Source organism: Sphingopyxis sp. 550B, from assembly GCF_057401805.1.
Map to the genome: position 1 here is coordinate 18,828 of NZ_CM171610.1, position 17,129 is coordinate 35,956.

At 68.6% G+C, this 17,129-nt stretch carries 12 protein-coding genes; 4 read left to right on the forward strand and 8 right to left on the reverse strand.

Annotated features, from left to right (window positions below):
* Nucleotides 1-17: 17 nt before the first annotated feature.
* The 8 genes from kynU to AC2S9W_RS00135 form a co-directional block, all read right to left on the reverse strand.
* A complete protein-coding gene (kynU, locus tag AC2S9W_RS00100; RefSeq protein ID WP_076076792.1) occupies nt 18-1,271 on the reverse strand; it encodes a kynureninase in 1,254 nt (417 codons plus the stop codon).
* Complete coding sequence (locus AC2S9W_RS00105; protein ID WP_234002469.1) at nt 1,261-2,703, reverse strand: aldehyde dehydrogenase family protein; 1,443 nt, start codon at nt 2,701-2,703, stop codon at nt 1,261-1,263. The genes kynU and AC2S9W_RS00105 overlap by 11 nt, the downstream gene beginning before the upstream one ends.
* Nucleotides 2,700-4,328, reverse strand: a complete 1,629-nt coding sequence (locus AC2S9W_RS00110; protein ID WP_076076795.1) for a thiamine pyrophosphate-binding protein — start codon at nt 4,326-4,328, stop codon at nt 2,700-2,702. Before AC2S9W_RS00110 ends, AC2S9W_RS00105 begins: the two co-directional genes overlap by 4 nt.
* Before the next feature lie 98 nt (nt 4,329-4,426).
* Nucleotides 4,427-5,104 (reverse strand): fumarylacetoacetate hydrolase family protein, encoded by a 678-nt coding sequence (locus AC2S9W_RS00115; protein ID WP_076076798.1) that lies wholly within the window; start codon nt 5,102-5,104, stop codon nt 4,427-4,429.
* Nucleotides 5,105-5,114: 10 nt separating this feature from the next.
* Nucleotides 5,115-6,032: a hypothetical protein gene (locus AC2S9W_RS00120; RefSeq protein WP_076076801.1), complete on the reverse strand. Its 918-nt coding sequence runs from the start codon at nt 6,030-6,032 to the stop codon at nt 5,115-5,117.
* 25 nt (nt 6,033-6,057) lie between these two features.
* Complete coding sequence (locus AC2S9W_RS00125; protein WP_076076803.1) at nt 6,058-7,809, reverse strand: LVIVD repeat-containing protein; 1,752 nt, start codon at nt 7,807-7,809, stop codon at nt 6,058-6,060.
* Between the two features lie 80 nt (nt 7,810-7,889).
* Complete coding sequence (locus tag AC2S9W_RS00130) at nt 7,890-10,271, reverse strand: TonB-dependent receptor (RefSeq protein WP_076076806.1); 2,382 nt, start codon at nt 10,269-10,271, stop codon at nt 7,890-7,892.
* 272 nt (nt 10,272-10,543) lie between these two features.
* Nucleotides 10,544-12,088, reverse strand: coding sequence for a M23 family metallopeptidase (locus AC2S9W_RS00135; protein WP_076076809.1), 1,545 nt, complete (start codon nt 12,086-12,088; stop codon nt 10,544-10,546).
* 294 nt (nt 12,089-12,382) lie between these two features.
* Between AC2S9W_RS00135 and AC2S9W_RS00140 the strand changes: the two genes are divergently transcribed.
* The 4 genes from AC2S9W_RS00140 to AC2S9W_RS00155 all read left to right on the forward strand — a co-directional run bounded on the left by AC2S9W_RS00140 (nt 12,383) and on the right by AC2S9W_RS00155 (nt 16,914).
* Nucleotides 12,383-15,148, forward strand: coding sequence for a helicase-related protein (locus AC2S9W_RS00140; RefSeq protein WP_486571460.1), 2,766 nt, complete (start codon nt 12,383-12,385; stop codon nt 15,146-15,148).
* A complete protein-coding gene (locus AC2S9W_RS00145) occupies nt 15,148-15,447 on the forward strand; it encodes an RNA-binding S4 domain-containing protein (protein WP_067106393.1) in 300 nt (99 codons plus the stop codon). Before AC2S9W_RS00140 ends, AC2S9W_RS00145 begins: the two co-directional genes overlap by 1 nt.
* Before the next feature lie 163 nt (nt 15,448-15,610).
* On the forward strand, nt 15,611-15,949 hold the full coding sequence (fdxA, locus tag AC2S9W_RS00150) for a ferredoxin FdxA (protein WP_067106391.1): 339 nt from the start codon (nt 15,611-15,613) through the stop codon (nt 15,947-15,949).
* A gap of 314 nt (nt 15,950-16,263) precedes the next feature.
* Nucleotides 16,264-16,914, forward strand: coding sequence for an ATP-dependent Clp protease proteolytic subunit (locus AC2S9W_RS00155; protein WP_067106389.1), 651 nt, complete (start codon nt 16,264-16,266; stop codon nt 16,912-16,914).
* Nucleotides 16,915-17,129: the final 215 nt, after the last annotated feature.

Genomic DNA, 17,129 nt, shown 5'->3' on the forward strand with positions numbered 1-17,129 from the left:
CTCCCCTTGCCGCGCGCTCATGTAACGGCGTCGCGTACCTGATGCTCCGGCAATTTCCAGATGCCGCCGTCCATGATCGCCACCAGCCGGTCGACGGCATCCCACACGTCGACGAAGCGGACATAAAGCGGCGTGAAGCCGAAGCGCACCGTGTCGGGCGCGCGGAAATCGCCGATCACCCCCGCCGCGATCAGCGCGCGCATGATCGGATAGCCGTCGGCGTGCGCGAAGGACACCTGGCTGCCGCGCGCCTCGGCCGCGCGCGGCGACGCGAGCGTGAAGCCGTGGCCGGCGCAGCGCTGCTCGACGAGGCGGATGAACAGGTCGGTGAGCGCTATCGACTTCGCGCGGATTGCGTCCATGTCGGCCGACAGATGGATGTCGAGCCCGACCTCGGCGAGCGCCATCGATAGAATCTGCTGGGTGCCGATCAGATATTGGCGGATGCCCTGCTGCGGGCGGTATCCGGGTTCGAAGGCGAAGGGCGCGGCGTGCCCCCACCAGCCGGTGACGGGCTGGAGCGCCTGCCCCTGGTGGCGCCGCGCCGCGAACAGGAAAGCAGGCGAGCCGGGACCACCGTTCAGATATTTGTAGGTGCAGCCGACCGCGAAATCGACGCCAGCGCCATTGAGGTCGACCGGCATCGCCCCGGCGCTGTGACACAGGTCCCAGATGGAGAGCGCCCCGGCCGCATGCGCGCGCGCGGTGATCGCGGCCATGTCGTGGACGTGCCCCGACTTGTAATGAACATGGGTGATCGCGACCGCGATCGTGTCTTCGTCGATCGCCTCCGCAATCTCGTCCTTTTCACAGAGCCGGACCTCGACCCGCCCGCCGGTCGCTGCGGCGACGCCCTCGGCGATATAGTTGTTGGTCGGGAAATTACTGCCTTCGAGGATCAGAACGCGGCGGTCCGGACGCAGCGCGACCGCGGCCGACAGCACCTTGAACAGATTCTGGCTCGTCGAATCGCAGACGACGACCTCGCCCGGTGCGGCGCCGATCAGCGGCGCGAGCTTGTCGCCGAGCCGCACCGGCAGGTCGAACCAGCCGGCGCTGTTCCAGCTCTTGATCAGGCCGGTCCCCCACTCGCGCGTCACGACGTCGTGTGCGCGCGCCGCCGCATCCTTCGGCATCGCGCCAAGCGAATTGCCGTCGAGATAGATCAGGCCTTCGGGCAGGTCGAAGCGATCGCGCAGCGGCGCGAGCGGATCGGCGGCGTCCATCGCCTGACAGGCGGCGCGATCAAGGGGTTCGGCATCAAGCGTCATGGAAACATATCACCTTCGTCTGCGACATTTCGCGCGCGGCGAAGCGCACGCCTTCGCGGCCCATATTGCCCCGCCCCGCGCCGCCGAAAGGCATGGCGTCGAGCCGGTAGTCGGTCGAATCGTTAATTATCACCCCCGCCGCGCGCAGCCGCCGCGCCGCGTGGCGCGCGTTGCGGATCGATTCGGTGAAGATCGCGGCATGGATCGCGTAGTCGGCGCGATTGGCCGCGTCGATGGCCTCGTCCAGATCGGCGAAGCGGAACAGGCTGACGACCGGGCCGAAGGCTTCGCGGCAGGCGACGCGCGCATCATCGGGCACGTCGGCAAGCAAAGTCGGCCGCACCAGCGCCCCGGCGCGCTCGCCGCCCGCAAGCAGCGTCGCGCCGCCCGCCACGGCTTCCTCGATCCACGCCGCGATGCGCGTCGCCTCTCCCGTGCCGATCATCGGGCCGATGTCGGTCGCCGGGTCGGTCGGGTCGCCGACGCGCAAGGCGCGCGTCGCGGCGATCAGCGCCGCCCGAAAGTGGTCGTGGACCGCGTCGTGGACATAGATGCGCTGGACGCCGATGCAGTTCTGCCCCGCCGCGCCGAACGCGCCCGAAACGCAAGCGGCGGCGGCCCTGTCGACATCGGCATCGTCCATCACGATCACCGGCCCGTTGCCGCCGAGTTCCATCGCCACGCGCTTGATCCCGGCCGAACGACAGATCGCCTGCCCAACCCCGGCGCCGCCGGTGAAGCTGATCATCGCCACGTCGGGGTGGCTCGTCAGCGCATCGCCGAAGTCGGCCCCGCGCCCGGTCAGCAGGTTCAGCGCCCTTTCGGGCAGTCCCGCCGCGAGCAGCAGCCGCGCCAGCATGATCGCGACGAGCGGCGCCTGCTCGGCGGGCTTGAGCACGACGGCGTTGCCTGCCGCGAAGGCGGGGCCGAGCTTGTGGCAGACGAGATTGAGCGGATCGTTGAACGGCGTGATCGCGGCGACGACGCCGACAGGTTCATAGATGTAATGCCCCGACCGCGACTCTCCCCCCGGAAAGCCGTCGAAGGCGATCGTCTCGCCGGCCAGCCGCACCGCCTCTTCGGCCGAGAGGCGCAGCGTGTTGACGGCGCGCGCCACTTCGCGAGCGGCGGCGCGGATCGGCTTGCCCGTTTCGGCGGTGATCGCGGCGGCGAAGCGCTCGCCATCGGCTTCGAGCGCCAACGCGGCGGCGTGGAGAATGCGCGAGCGCGCGCCGGTCGGCAGCTCGCGCATCGCGGCGGCGCCGTGCACCGCGGCGGCAGCCGCGCGTTCGACATGGCTCGCATCGGCGCAGGCGACCGCGCCGAGCGCCGCGCCCGACCAGGGATCTATGACATCCATCGTCGCGTCGGCCGCCTCCCAGCGGCCGCCGATCAACAGCGAGCGCGCCGCGTCGAACGCGACATGCATCATGGCTTGTCCTTGCGCAGCACCAGCTCGTCATATTCACGGCTGTCGAGCAGCGCCTCGACGATGACCGGGCCGTCCGCAGTGAAACCAGCTTCGAGCGCGGCACGGAATTCGGCGGGATCGCGCGCGACCGTCACCGGCACCCCGAACAGCGACGGGCCGCCGATCGTTCCCTCAGCACGCACCGGCGTGCCATAGATGGGGTTCGCCTTCTTCTCCTGCTTGATGCGGATCAGCGCGAGGTCGTTGTCGGTGAAGACGACGATGACGATCGGCAGCTTTTCGCGCGCGGCAGTCGCCAGTTCGCCGACCGTCATCAGGAAGCCGCCGTCGCCGAGCACGCAGCAGACCGGCGTATCGGGACGGCACAGTTTCGCGGCGATTGCGGCGGGCAGGCCGAAGCCCATTGCCGACCAGCCGTTGGTCATGATCTGCGTCCCCGGCCGGGGCGTGCGCCAATGCTGGCCGATCAGATGCGTGTGCGCGCCGACGTCGCAGGTCATGATGCCGTCGGCGGGCAGCACGTCACGGAGCACGTCGAGCGCGGCGCAGGGACCGAAACGGCCCTCGCGCCCCTTCAACTTCGCGAACATCGCCGCCCTGCGCTCGGCCAGCGCCGCGAGGTCCCAGGCCTTCGCGGCGGCGGGCAGCGCGAGGAGCGCGTCGAGCGCGGGCGCGATGGCGCCGACGACCTCGGCGGCGACGGGATGCTTGGCGCGGTCGATGTCAGCGGGGGCGACGTCGATGCTGGCGAGCGCGAGTCCGTCCTTCATCCAGCTTTCGTAATTGAACTCGATCGGGTCGTAGCCAACCGCGACGACCAGATCGGCCTCAGCATGTGTCCGCCCAACCATGTCGGACAGTGCGTGGAACAGCACACCCGCGTAATTGGGGTGATCCTCCGGCACCATGCCCTTCGCCATCGGGGTCAGCAGTACCGGCAGGCCGAACCGCTCGGCCAGCGCGAGGATGCGGTCCTGCACCCCCGCGTGGACGGCGCCGAGGCCGACGGCGAGCACCGGCTTCGCGGCGGCGGCAAAGGCGGCGGTCAGCGCATCGAGCGCGGCGGCATCGGGCGCGGGTGGTGCGTCGGGCACGATCAGGCCGATTGCGGCAGGCTCGACCACCTCCGCGCTCATCCCCTGCGGCAGGCCGACATGCACAGCGCCCGGGCGGCCCGACAACGCTATCCGCGCCGCCTGCGCCAGCGTATCGGCGGCGCCGTCGGCCTCGATCCGCATCGTCGCCTTGGTCAGCGGCGCAAACAGCGCCTGATGGTCGATCGCCATCTGCACGGTGCGTCCACGCAAGGGCGCAGGCATCTCGTCGGTCAGCGCGATCATCGGCGAGCGGTCGAGCGTCGCGCCGCCGACCCCGGTCGCAAGGTTGGTCGCGCCCGGTCCGAAGGTGCCGAAGCAGACCCCCGGCACCCCGGTCAGCCGCCCGCACACATCGGCCATGAAACCCGCGCCGCCCTCATGGCTGGTCAGTACGAAGTCGATGCCGTCAGTGGTGCGGATCGCCTCCATATAATCGACCCAGCCGCCGCTCGGCACGCCGAAGACATGGCGCACGCCCATGTCGCGCAGTCCCGTCACGACGTTGCGGGCTACGGTCGTCGATGTCATGCGCGATCCTTCATGCGGGAGCCGGGGTACAGCGCCGGATTAGGCGCCTCCGTCATACACAAATAATATCAAATGCCCTCTATGATATGGCGAACTTGTTATAAGAAGCGGTTGGCAATCGTCCCGATGCCGTCGATCCCGCCCTCGACGACATCGCCTGCCACGATCCGGCCGACGCCCGCCGGGGTGCCGGTGTAGATGAGGTCGCCCGCCTTCAGCTCGACATAGGTCGACAGCTCAGCGATGATATCGGCGACGGGCCAGATCATATCGGCGATATTGCCGTCCTGCCGGACCGTCCCACCCACCGACAGCCAGATTCGCGCTGCAGCTGGATGGCCGACCTCGGCCGCCGGGCGGATCGGCGACAGCACCGCGCTGTGGTCGAAGCCCTTGGCCATATCCCACGGCCGGCCGCCGGCCTTCGCGTCGGCCTGAAGGTCGCGGCGCGTCAGGTCGTTGCCGACCGCATAGCCGAAGATGTGAGACATCGCGTCGTCGGATGCGATATTCGCGCCGCCCTTCGCGAGCGCGACGACCAGCTCGATCTCGTGATGCAGATTGTCGGTGCGCGGGGGCATCGCGATGTCGCCCGCCCCCCCGACGATCGCATCGGCGGGCTTCGAGAAGAAGAAGGGCGGCTCGCGCGTCGGATCGCCGCCCATCTCGCGCGCGTGGTCGGCGTAATTCTTGCCGACGCAGAAGATGCGGCGAACGGGGAAGCGCTCGGCGCTTCCGGCGATTTCGGCGGTGGGGGCGGAAACATCGAAACGCATGGGCAAGTCCTCAGGCTGGCGGATAGAGCGCCGCGCGGCACTTGCCGAGATCGGCGCCGTCGAGGCCGCCTTCCCTCACCGCATTCCACGGGCTGCCCATCCTGTCTTCGGGGCGATACCAGAAGCCATAGAGCTTGCCGTTCGCCGCGACCAGCGTCGCCGCGCCGATGCTGCCCTCTGCCTTCGAATACCAGGCGAGCCGCATGATGCGGCCGAAGATCGTGCCGCGCAGCGTGCCGAGCCCGTCGTTGTAGCAGCCGATAACCTCATTCCCCTTCTGCCGCAGCAGGATCGGGCCATATTCATGGGCATAGACGCCGCCGACGTCCTCGCCGCCGCCCGCCCCGCGCTGGTCGAGATCGCCGATCACGGCGAGGTCCGACAGACGCGTCGAACCGCTGCCCGCCCAATTGCTGTCGATGCGCAGCCGCAGCCAGTGTGCGCGGGCCTCCTTCGGCAGTTTCACCAGCGTCTGCGCGTCGGCCTTGGCCTCGCCCTCGACCAGCGTCTCGAACGGCCCATCGGGCCCGGCGGTCGAGCCGAGCAGCGCGAAGCGCCGCACTGGCGAGCCGTCGGGGGCCTGCGACATCGACCCGTCCTCGCGCACCACCGGCTCGAAGCGATTGTCGAGCGCGACCGCTCGGATCGTGCCGCTGCCCGCCAGCTCGAAAGCGAGCTGGTGCGGGAGGGTGACGGCCTTGTCGGACTGCCAGCCATAGGCCGGACCGCCGTCGACGAGGTTGATCGTCCAGGTCGACCAGTGGCGCGCGGCCTCGCCCGCATCGGCCTCCGCGATGCCGCCCCAGCTGATGTGCAGGATATTGTCGCCGGCAGGTTCGGCGGGATTTGCCACCGGCTTGTCGGCGGGCGCGTTCGAGCATCCGGCGAGGAGCAGCGCCCCCGCCAGCGTCATCATCGCTGTGCGCATAAATCAGGTCCTTTTCGAAGTGGGATTATCGCCGTTCGGGCCAGATGGTCTTCGGCGCACCGAGCCGCGGCTTGCCGAGCAGCGGCGACGACAGCGCATAGACGCCGTTCACCGAAAAGGCCCAGATGATGTTGCGGTCATATTCGGTATAGACCGCGAAGGTCGAGTTGCCGATCGCATAATCGGGCAGTTCGTCGGTCGTCGCGAAGCGCGGGACGAAATAGCCCGCGACCTTCGGCTTTGCCGGATCTTTGACGTCGAAGATCTGGATGCCCGCGTTGTAGAAGGCATAGATGGCGAGACCCTGGCGCCCGCGCTCGGGCTGGGTGAGCCCGCCCGACCGCTTCGGCCCGAAGCTGCCGCGCCGCTGGCAGAAATCGGTGAAGGCCGCGCCGGGCGGCGGCGTCGGACGCGGGAAGGTCGCCGCGACCTTCGGATGCGCGGGATCGCGCACGTCGATCGAATAAATGTCCTTGAACGGCTCGTAGCAATTCTCGTTCATCGGATAGCCGTTCGCGAAGACGAAGCCGGTGCGGTCATACTGGCTGACGTCGACATTGTCGAATTCGGTCCCGGCATAGCTCGGCGGGACGGTGAGATGGCCGAGCGTCTTCGGCTGCGCCGGGTCGCTGAGGTCGAACGTGTAGAAGCCGAGCCCGCCCATGCCGCCGAAGCCGACCTTGCCGCCGTTCTCGACCGGCCGGGTGGTCACGATTGGATAGCGCGACCCCATCCAGCTCGTCCGGTTGCCCGCGCGCGGATTGGCGCGATAGGCGGCCTCGCTGGCGGGGTCGCCGAGCTGCTGGCCGGGCACCGTGATTTGCGACACGAATTTCGGGTTCGCCGGGTCCGCCATGTTCCAGACCTGATAGCCGGGCGAATAGAGATAATCGGGATATTCGGTGAGCGAATAGCTGTCGTCGGGCGCCGCCGAGAGCAGCATATATTTGCCCCCGAACCATGTGACCGCGTCGAGCGCGCCCGATCCCTGCTGCTGCCCGATCGGCGCGTCGGGGTGCTTGGTGTCGGTGGTGCGCGTCGCGATCAGTTCCCACTGGTCGGGGGTCGGACCGTTCATCGCATAGACCTTGAAGCCCTTGAGCGAATTATAGTGACGCTGCTCCGCCACTTTCGCGGGCTCGCGGCGCTTGTCCTCCATCAGGCCGAAGCGGCCGATCTCGTAGGAGGCGACGAGGATGTTGCGCCGCAGCTTCTCGTTCCATGCGATGGTGACGCCGCCGAAATAGTCGGTAACCGCGGAGGCGTCCCAATCCTCGCTCGACCCCTTGGCGCTCCAGGTGCCGCCCTGCGACCAGACGATCTTCGCCTTGCGCGGGTCGGTGACATCGAGGATGCGCAGATAGTCGCGGTCGTGGGTGTAGAGATAGCGCTTGCCGCCGAAATCGACGACATTCGCCCAGGCGTGCCACGGCGATGTCACCGCGGGATAGAAGGCGATCACATCGACGTTGCTGGCGTAGCTGTTCTGATCCCAATGATCGAGCTGCCCCGGAAAGCGTGGCGCATCGGTCGTCAGCGGCGTCGCGACCGGATGGCGGAACGACCCATCGGGGTTCATGCCGTAATCGACGCCCGGTTTCGGCGGGGCTGGCGGATTGTCGGGGGTCATGGTGATCCAGGCCTGCAGCCACGAATCGCGCACATCGATCGGCCCGGGTTCTTTCGGACCCCAGTCCGCCGCAGCGAGCGCCGCCGTGCCGAGCAGCGCGGCGAGGACGGTGCCTGCGCCTGCCATGATCCTGATGCCGCGCTTCATTGCGAACCCTTTCCTGCCTGTTGACCCGCTGCATCATTGCGACCCCGAACCCGATCCGGAGTTGCAATGACAATGATGCCCTAGAAGCGGAACCGGGCCGTCAGGCCATAGGTGCGCGGCGGGATATAGGTCGAATAGATGGTGCCGAACAATTCGAGCTTGCTGGTATAGTTGAGCTCGTTGGTGAGATTCTTGATCCAGGCGGTCAATTCCCACTTGTCGTCGATGTCGCGCACCCCGATGCGTGCATTGAGCAGCACCTCTTCGTCGAACTTCAGGATCGGGGTGTTCGGATTGTCGAAGAAATTCGCCCCCGTATACTGGAAGTCGGTGCCCGCCACCAGCGCGAGCCGTTCGCTGATCGGCTGGTCGAGGTTCGCCGCGACGCTGAACGCATGCTTGGGAGTGCGGCGGCAACTGTTGCCGTCGAGGTCGGTTCCGTCGTCGTCGATGATCAGCTCGCCGGTAAAGTTGCACTTCGAAAATGCATAGTTGCCCGACAGGGTAAAGGTATCGGTGATCCGCGCCTGGAAATCGAGTTCGAGGCCATAGGCGCGCGTGCCGTTCTTCGCATTGAAGACGAAATTGTCGGGCGGCATCCCCGGCCCCGGCGACAGGAACTGGTTGGTCTGGAGATTGTCGTAGAGCGTATAATAGGCCGCCGCGTTGATGAACAACCGCCGGTCGGCAAGCGCGAGCTTGGCGCCGAGTTCGAAGCTGTCGGCGGTTTCGGGATCGAAGGAGACCAGCGCCTCGGCCGGCGTGTTGGCGTCCTCGCCCGTCCAGCCGCCGGGCTTGTAGCCCTTCGCATAGCGGGCATAGAGGGTGACGTCGTCGCTCGGTTCGTAGCGTAGCGTCGCGCTCGGCAGCCAGGCGTCCCAGCTCCGCGTCTCGCCGACCTGGAAATTGACCGCCTCGCCCTCGAACGACACGCCCGAGCGATTGTTCGAATAGCGCTTGCGGTCATAGGCATAACGCAGCCCCGCCTCGACGGCGAGCTGGTCGGTCAGGTCGAAGCTGACTTCGCCGAAGACGCCGATATTGTCGTTGCGCGAGCTGGTGACCGTGTGGTTCGAGCCGGGCGACGGCGTCGCCGGGATGCCGCCATAGGCGAGCGCGAAGGCGAATTCCTCGATCGCCCCGAAGTCGGGGAAGAGGAAGTTCACATCTTCCGCGCGGCGGATCTTCTCGTGCAGATAATAGACGCCGCCTTCGAGCCGGAGCGGCCCGCCATTGTCCCAGCGCAGGCGCAGTTCCTGCGAGAATTGCTTCACGTCCTCGCCCTTGCCGCTGTCGAAATAGCTGTCGGGGACAGTCGCGAGATAGGTGTCGAGCCCGGCGAGCATCGCGGAGGTGATGTCGGGGGCGTTGGTGGCGGGGTCGAAGGGGAAGTTGAAGAACATCCCCGATCCGTCCTCGCGCGCCGCCAGCGAGCTGTCGCGATAGGCGGTCTGCGAGGTGATGCTGATCCCGTCGCCCGGCTGCCAGTCGATCGTGCCGCTGAGCCCGTACATGTCGCTGTTCTGGAAGCCGGTGAAATTATGCTCGCCCGAGCGGCGCTTCGCGCTCTTGAACGGCGCGTTGCGGTTCGGCAGCACGAAACCGGGCAGGCTGTCGATCGTCGGCGCATAATAGCCGAGGTAGGTCACTTCCTCGCTGTCGCCGGGAACGAGGATGTCGACCCAGCGCGCGCCGTCGCGGTGGCGCGTATAGTCGGCCGACAGATTGACATCGAGCGTCGCGTCGGGTTGCCAGCGCAGCTGCGCGCGCACCGACTGCATATTCTGGTCCTCTTCGTCGCCGCCGCGCAGATTCTTCGCATAGCCGTCGTGCTTGCGCGAACTAGCCGTCAGGCCGAGGCTGACGGTGTCCGACACCGGGCCGCGCATCGACGCCGCGACGTCGATCCGGTCATAGTTGCCGTAGCTCGCCTCGAAGCGCCCTTCGAACGTGTCGCCGGGCTTCTTGGTCACATAGTTGATCAGGCCGCCGACGACGCTCTTGCCGAAACGGAGCGCCTGCGGCCCCTTGAGCACCTCGACGCGCTCGAGGTCATAGAGGTCGAGCAGCGAGCCGGTGCCGCGCGACAGATAGACGCCGTCGACGAAGATGCCGACCGCCGCGTCGGCGCCGGCGCCCTGGATGTCCGAACCGATGCCGCGGATGAACAGTTCGGTATCGACCGCGCGCTCGGCGCTGAGCTTGAGCCCCGGAATGCGGTAGGCGACTTCGGAGAAATCCTTGATGCCGGCTTGTTCGAGCGCGGCGCTGCTGAACGCCTGGACCGAAATCGGAACGTCCTGCAGGCTTTCGGCGCGCTTGCGCGCGGTGACGACGATCTCGTCGCCCGGTGCGGCCGCGGCAGCCTCGTTCGGGGCCGCCTGCGCAAAGGCCGTGCCCGGCGCCGCGAGGCCCGCTACGGTCGCGAGAAGCGCCCAGCGCAGATTTCGAGTGGATGTCATTGCAGCTTACCTCCCCAGCGGCCGGACCCCTCATCCTCGCTCGGGAAGGTGCCCAACCGGCATTGTTGTGTCGCAGGCTGCAAATTAGCGGCGTTCATATATCAACATAATAAATTATGCATGCCCCAATATTCCTTTTTGATTATATCCAAGATTCGACCAGCCAGCAGGCGACGCCGGCCGCGCCGCGAGCGATGGCGGTCGCGCGGTAGCTGCGCACGCGTCTGAACGGAGCGGACGATAGCCGGCGCGTGGATCCGCGCCGCGTCCCGTCAGAGTCCGTCGCCGGCCCGCTTCGAAGCGACGTCGGCGAGCGAGCCGAGCTTCGGCCCCTCGATCTGCTTCGGCGCGACGGGCGCCAGCGCCGCGCCCGGGCCGATCGCGGTCAGCGTGCGGATGCGCGCGCGGAAGGCCGCGAGTTCCTGGCCTTCGAGCTGTGCCTTGGTGACGAAGCTGACCGACATCGGGTTCACCGCATGGCCGTTGCGATAGACTTCGAAATGAAGATGCGGCCCGGTCGACAGGCCGGTCGAGCCGATATAGCCGATCACCTGCCCGCGCGCGACGCGCTGGCCCGTGCGCACCGCGATGCGGCTCATATGCCCATAGCCGGTGCCGGTGCCGCCGCCATGGTTGAGCTTGACGTAATTGCCGAAGCCGCCGGTGCGGCCGGCGACCGTCACCACGCCGTCGCTGACCGCATGGATGGGCGCGCCATAGCCGCCGCCGAAATCGACGCCGCTGTGCATGCGGCGATAGCCGAGGATCGGATGGCGCCGCACCCCGAAGGTCGAGGTGACGCGGCCGTTCGTCGGGCGCACCATGCCGCCGCGCCGTTCGCCGACGCCCGACGCCTCGAACCACTGGCTGCGCCCGTCCTTGGTCCATTCGAGCATCGACAGCTTCGGCTTGCCGCCGCGGATCAGCCCGGCATAGAGCAGCCGGCCCGTCTCGCTTTCGCCCGTTTCGGCGCGGCGATGGTCGACGATGATGTCATATTCGTCCGAGGCGCGCAGGTCGCTGCCGACCGAGATCTGCTTGCCGATCACGCGCAGATAGGCCTGGATCGCCTCCGGCGGCGCGCCCGCCGCGCGCGCCGAACGATAGAGGCTGTCGCCGACCCGTCCGCGGATGCGCAGCGGCGTCGCGTCGACGGCGATCGGGATGCGGCGCATCACCATCCGCCCGTCGATCCGCTCCATCTCGATACGAAGGTCGAAGCGTGCGCGCATCGCCAGCGCCTCGACCGGGCGCGGCATGGTGCGCGCCGCGCGGCGTCCCAGGATCAGGTCGATGCGCGTGCCCGGCGCGATGTCGGACAGCGGCACGGCGCCCGAAACCTGCTGCGCGATGGCCTGCGCCTCCACGCCGCCGACGCCCGAGCGTTCGAGCAGGCGGGCGAAGCTGTCGCCGCGGCCGAGCGTCGCGGCCAACTCGATCTGCGGCCGTTCGGGCGTCTGGGTCAGCGGGCGCACCGCGTCGGTCGCGGCCATGTGGCGGCCCGTGTCGGCGCCGAGCGCGAGCGGCACGATCATCTGCGCGCGCGCCTCGTTGAAATCGGCGGCGTCGAGCGCGGGCGCGCCGCCGATCTCCAGCGGCTTGATGCCGGGAAAGGTCGCGATGGCGCTGCCGCACAGCAGCGTCAGCGTCACCAGCCCGCGCCACCATTCGGCCGAGCCGATATTGGCGCCCAGATCGGGAACGAGGTCAAGACCGGCGAGACGATCGCGCCACGAGAGTGCCGGTTCGGGTTCGAACCCCGCGGGCCGCAGCGGAACGGCCTGCGCCATGCTGAGCGCGGCCGCGTTGCCTGACATCCCGGCAATGGGTTCGTGGCGCTGGAACAAATAAACCCCCGCTCGACGGGCCTCCCGCGACCCGGCCGTCGATGATCTCGTCGGACCGAACGTCTGTAAACAAAGGTCGTTAAAGTCAATTTAATGGCTTCCCCGCGGCTTTTGGCTTGCGGCGAGCCGTGGCCGAGGCGGGCTGTGGCGTGCCCGCCGGCGGAAAAGGCAGGCGAGAGGCGTATCGTGCGGCGATCGGCGGTTGCACCCGCGCGCGCGCCATGCCAGCGTGGCGCCAAGACGATGCCTTTCACCTCCTCCTCCATGGTCAAGGCCGTCCTTGGCCCCACCAACACCGGCAAGACCCATTTGGCGGTCGAACGCCTGACCGCCCATGTCAGCGGCATGATCGGCTTCCCGTTGCGCCTGCTCGCGCGCGAGGTCTATGACCGCGTCGCCGCGATCAAGGGACCTGCCGCGGTCGCGCTGGTCACCGGCGAGGAACGCATCTGGCCGCCCGAGGCGCGCTACGTGCTCGGCACGATGGAGGCGTTGCCGATCGAGCGCGACGTCGCCTTCGTCGGGATCGACGAGGCGCAGCTTGGCGCCGATCCCGAGCGCGGGCACGTCTTCACCGACCGGATGCTACGCGCGCGCGGCCGCGACGAGACGATGATTCTCGGCTCGGCCAGCCTCACCCCGCTGATCCGCGAACTGGTGCCCGAGGCCGAAATCGTCGGGCGGCCGCGTTTTTCGACGCTCAGCTATGCCGGCGCGATGAAGCTGTCGCGCCTTCCCAAGCGGTCGGCGATCGTCGCCTTCTCGGCCGAGGAAGTCTATGCGATCGCCGAGATGCTGCGCCGCTTCGCGGGCGGCGCGGCGGTGGTGATGGGCGCGCTGAGCCCGCGCACCCGCAACGCGCAGGTCGCGATGTTCGAGGCGGGCGAGGTCGACTATCTGGTCGCCACCGACGCGATCGGCATGGGGCTGAACCTCGACGTGCGCCACGTCGCCTTCGCCAGCCTGCAGAAATTCGACGGGCGACGCCTGCGCCGCCTGACCATCGCGGAGATGGCGCAGATCGCGGGTCGCGCCGGACGCCACCAGCAGGACGGCAGCTTCGGCACCATCGGCCTGCCGCAGGGCGGTATGACGCCCGAGGAAATCGCCGCGATCGAGGGGCATCATTTCCCGCCGCTGTCGAGCCTGTTCTGGCGCAACCCGCAGCCGCGCTTCGACACGCTCGACGGGCTGCTCGCCGACCTCGCCCAGTCCCCTGCCCACCCCGCGCTGCGCGCGGCGCCCGAAGCGGTGGACCTCGCCGTGCTGCGGCACCTGGCGGGCGATATCGAGGTCGCGGCGCGCGGCGGCGAGCCGCAGGCGGTCGAGCGATTGTGGGACGTCTGCGGCCTGCCCGATTTCGAGCAGCTCGGCGCCGAGCATCACAGCCGCACCGTGCTCCGCCTGTGGCAGTGGCGCACCAGCGGCGACGGCATGATCGACCCCGACTGGTTCGCGCGCCGGCTCGCGCGGCTCGACGATGCCGAGGGCGACATCGACCAGCTCGCAAGCCGCATCGCGGCGGTGCGCACGCTGTGCTTCATCGCCCAGCGCGGCGATTGGATCGCCGATGCGGCGGGGTGGACCGCGCAGACGCAGGCGCTCGAATCGCGATTGTCCGATGCGCTGCATGCGGCGCTGACGCAGCGCTTCGTCGACCGGCGGCTGGCGCTGCTGATCCGCGACGCCGGCCAGCGCCACGCCGCGCTGCCGGTCGCGGTTGGCGCCGACGGCACCGTCGCGGTCGACGGCGAAGCGCTGGGAACGCTGAACGGCTTCAGTTTCAAGGTCGACCCTGTCGCGCGCGCGAGCGACCACCGGCTGCTGCTCGCCGCCGCGGACAAGCATCTGCGCGGCGAGTTGGCGCGGCGCGCCGCGGCGCTGGCCGAGAGCGACGGCGGCGCGCTGGCGCTGGTCGGCGACGCGGGCGCGCCGCCGCGCCTCGCATGGCACGGCCAGACCATCGCGACGTTGGCGCGGGGAACGACGCTGGTGCAGCCGGCGATCCTTCTCGATGCGGCGCTGCGCCGGCTCGATCCGCCGCAGGTGCAGGCGATCGCCGAGCGGCTCCAGCGCTTCGTCGCCGAACAGATCGCACGCCACGCCGCGCCGCTCGCCGCGATGGGCGCGGCGGCGGGCGACCTCTTCACCCCGCCGCGGGTGCGCGCGCTGCTCGCGGCGCTGGTCGACGGCGGCGGCACGGCGCCGCGCGCTGCTGTCGAGGACCAGCTCGCGGCGATGACCGCGGACGAGCGGCCGCTGCTCCGCCGGCTCGGCCTCACCATCGGGTCGCTCGACCTGTTCCACCCGCAGCTCCTCAAGCCCGAGGCGGTGCGCTGGCGCGCCGCGCTGCTCGCCGCGCAGCAGGGCACGGCGATGCCCGCGCTGCCGCCGCACGGCGCGGTGCTGCAAAAGGGCGGCGACGAAGCGGGGCTGGCGGTGGCGGGCTTCCGCCGCTGCGCTTCGGGCTGGCTGCGCATCGACATGGCCGAGAAGCTGGCGCGGCAGGCGCATGCCGCGCGGATGCAGGCCGCCACGCCGCCGAGCGCGCCGGTCGCGGGTGGCGATCCGCATCACGCCGCGCAGCAGGAGGCGGGCGAAGAGAGCGAAGGCGATGGCGAAGGCGCCGCCGCCGCGCTGCCGCCGGGGTTTGCGATCGATCCGGCGCTCGCCACCTCGCTCGGCCTTGACGAGGAGGCACGGCGCGCGCTGCTCCAGAGTTTCGGCTTCCGCCCCGTCGGCGATCCCGCGCTTCAGCGCTGGCGCTGGGCGGGGCTCAAGCGCGCCGACAGGCGCCAGCGCCGCAAGCCGGAGCACCGCAAGCCGGAAAGGAAGGGCGCCCCGCAGCGGCAGGCCGGCGAAGCCGCGAAGGGGCGGCCACCCCGCCCCGCCAAGAAGGGACCGCGCCCGAAACCGGGGCAGGAAGCGCCGCGCACCCCGCGCCCCGAGCGGGCGCCGCGGCGCGGCCCGTCGCCGCACAGCCCCTTCGCGGGCCTCGCCGCGCTGCTGGCCGAGGGGCGCAAAGACTGATGGCGAGTCCGGGCGCCGCGGGCAGCATCCGGCTCGACAAGCTGCTCTGGTATCTGCGCTTCGCCCGCTCACGCAGCATCGCGCAGGCGATGGTCGCGGCAGGGCATATCCGCCTCGACGGCCGACGCGTCACCCGCGCCTCGGCCGCCGTCCATGCCGGCGCGACGCTGGTGCTGCCGGTGGGCGAGCGGATCGAGGTGATCCGGCTGCTGACCGTGCCGTCGCGGCGCGGCCCCGCCCCCGAAGCGCAATCCTGCTATGTCCGGCTGGAGGACAGGGGTTCGTCCGCCGCGAGCTGAACGGTCGGCGCCTCCCAGGAAGCACCGCGCGCGGCCGCCGATCGAGTGAGAGTGATTCGCAACTGTCGTCAGGCGTTGACGCGCCGCCGCCGCGCGGCATAGAGGCGAGGAATCGTTGCAGTCGAACGGCGCGCGCCGCGCCGCGATAAGGGAGCCGTTACCCATGACCTACGTCGTCACCGACGCTTGCATCCGTTGCAAATACATGGATTGCGTCGAGGTCTGTCCGGTCGACTGTTTCTACGAGGGCGAGAATATGCTCGTCATCAACCCGAACGAGTGCATCGACTGCGGCGTCTGCGAACCCGAATGTCCGGCCGAAGCGATCCTGCCCGATACCGAAAACGGCCTCGAACAGTGGCTGGAGCTCAACGCCAAGTTCAGCGCCGACTGGCCGAACATCACGACTAAGAAGGAAAGCCCCGCCGACGCCGACGAATGGAAGGGTGTCGACGGCAAGTTCGACAAATTCTTCTCGCCCGAGCCCGGCGAAGGCGACTGATTCGCACAGCGAAAAGACGAAGGAAGCGGGGCGGGCCACTCCCGCCCCTTTCTTTTTTGGCGGAGCAGCAGACGGCGGCTCATGTCGGCCGGTGGGCGACATTCTTCTCCCCTCCCGCTTGCGGGAGGGGAAACCAGTCCACCTTTTGCACGTTCATTCCACAGCCTGAGGTCGCCCCTCACATTCCCCCGATCCCAAACCGGCCGGCGCGATTGCCCTCTTGAAACCCTTCGCCTTGCCGCCGATGTAGGGACGCGGAGGGGTCAGCCCGCCGGTCCTCGGCGCGGCATCCCGGAAACATAGGATAGATTCGCATGATCGACCCGCTCGCCGCCCTTGTTCCCGTCGTCGTCGAACAGACGAGCCGCGGCGAACGCAGCTTCGACATCTTCTCCCGCCTGCTGCGCGAACGGATCGTCTTCGTCACCGGCGAGGTCGAGGACAATATGGCCTCGCTGATCGTCGCCCAGCTGCTGTTCCTCGAATCGGAAAATCCGAAGAAGGACATCTTCATGTACATCAACTCGCCGGGCGGGGTCGTCACGGCGGGCATGGCGATCCACGACACGATGCAATATATCCGCCCGCGCGTCGGCACCGTGTGCATCGGCCAGGCGGCGTCGATGGGCAGCTTCCTGCTCGCCGCGGGCGAGCCGGGCATGCGCGTCGCGCTGTCGAACGCACGCATCATGGTCCACCAGCCGTCGGGCGGCGCGCGCGGCATGGCGTCGGACATCGAGATCCAGGCCAAGGAAATCCTGCGCATCCGCAAGCGGATGAACGACCTCTACTCGCAATATACGGGCAAGCCGCTCAAGGACATCGAGAAGGCGATGGACCGCGACACCTTCCTCGAGGCCGAGGAAGCGAAGGCGTTCGGGCTCGTCGACCATGTCTACGACCGCCGCCCGGCGATGCCCGGCGACGAAGCGGCGAAGGATGTGAGTGAAGGGCCGACGCCCTGATCCGGAGCCTGATCCATCCCTTTGCCACCCCGGACTCGGTCCGGCACGACGAAGAGAGTGACATTCCGGTAACCGCATTTCTTGACGCCCGCTTGGCACCGCGATGCTAGGCGGAACATTGAACCCGCGTCACCCAATTGCCATATTGTAATTGGGTGGCCGCGGGCTAGGATAAGGACGGCAGCGCGCCTTTTGCGCCCGCCAGAGGAAGTTTT

What these genes read in the sequence shown, in the direction of transcription:
- AC2S9W_RS00155 (WP_067106389.1), top strand. Translation starts at nt 16,264, where the DNA reads ATGATCGACCCGCTCGCCGCCCTTGTTCCCGTCGTCGTCGAACAGACG.
- AC2S9W_RS00105 (WP_234002469.1), bottom strand. Translation starts at nt 2,703, where the DNA reads ATGATGCATGTCGCGTTCGACGCGGCGCGCTCGCTGTTGATCGGCGGC.
- AC2S9W_RS00140 (WP_486571460.1), top strand. Translation starts at nt 12,383, where the DNA reads ATGGTCAAGGCCGTCCTTGGCCCCACCAACACCGGCAAGACCCATTTG.
- AC2S9W_RS00145 (WP_067106393.1), top strand. Translation starts at nt 15,148, where the DNA reads ATGGCGAGTCCGGGCGCCGCGGGCAGCATCCGGCTCGACAAGCTGCTC.
- kynU (WP_076076792.1), bottom strand. Translation starts at nt 1,271, where the DNA reads ATGACGCTTGATGCCGAACCCCTTGATCGCGCCGCCTGTCAGGCGATG.
- AC2S9W_RS00115 (WP_076076798.1), bottom strand. Translation starts at nt 5,104, where the DNA reads ATGCGTTTCGATGTTTCCGCCCCCACCGCCGAAATCGCCGGAAGCGCC.
- AC2S9W_RS00130 (WP_076076806.1), bottom strand. Translation starts at nt 10,271, where the DNA reads ATGACATCCACTCGAAATCTGCGCTGGGCGCTTCTCGCGACCGTAGCG.
- AC2S9W_RS00120 (WP_076076801.1), bottom strand. Translation starts at nt 6,032, where the DNA reads ATGCGCACAGCGATGATGACGCTGGCGGGGGCGCTGCTCCTCGCCGGA.
- AC2S9W_RS00135 (WP_076076809.1), bottom strand. Translation starts at nt 12,088, where the DNA reads ATGTCAGGCAACGCGGCCGCGCTCAGCATGGCGCAGGCCGTTCCGCTG.
- AC2S9W_RS00110 (WP_076076795.1), bottom strand. Translation starts at nt 4,328, where the DNA reads ATGACATCGACGACCGTAGCCCGCAACGTCGTGACGGGACTGCGCGAC.
- fdxA (WP_067106391.1), top strand. Translation starts at nt 15,611, where the DNA reads ATGACCTACGTCGTCACCGACGCTTGCATCCGTTGCAAATACATGGAT.
- AC2S9W_RS00125 (WP_076076803.1), bottom strand. Translation starts at nt 7,809, where the DNA reads ATGAAGCGCGGCATCAGGATCATGGCAGGCGCAGGCACCGTCCTCGCC.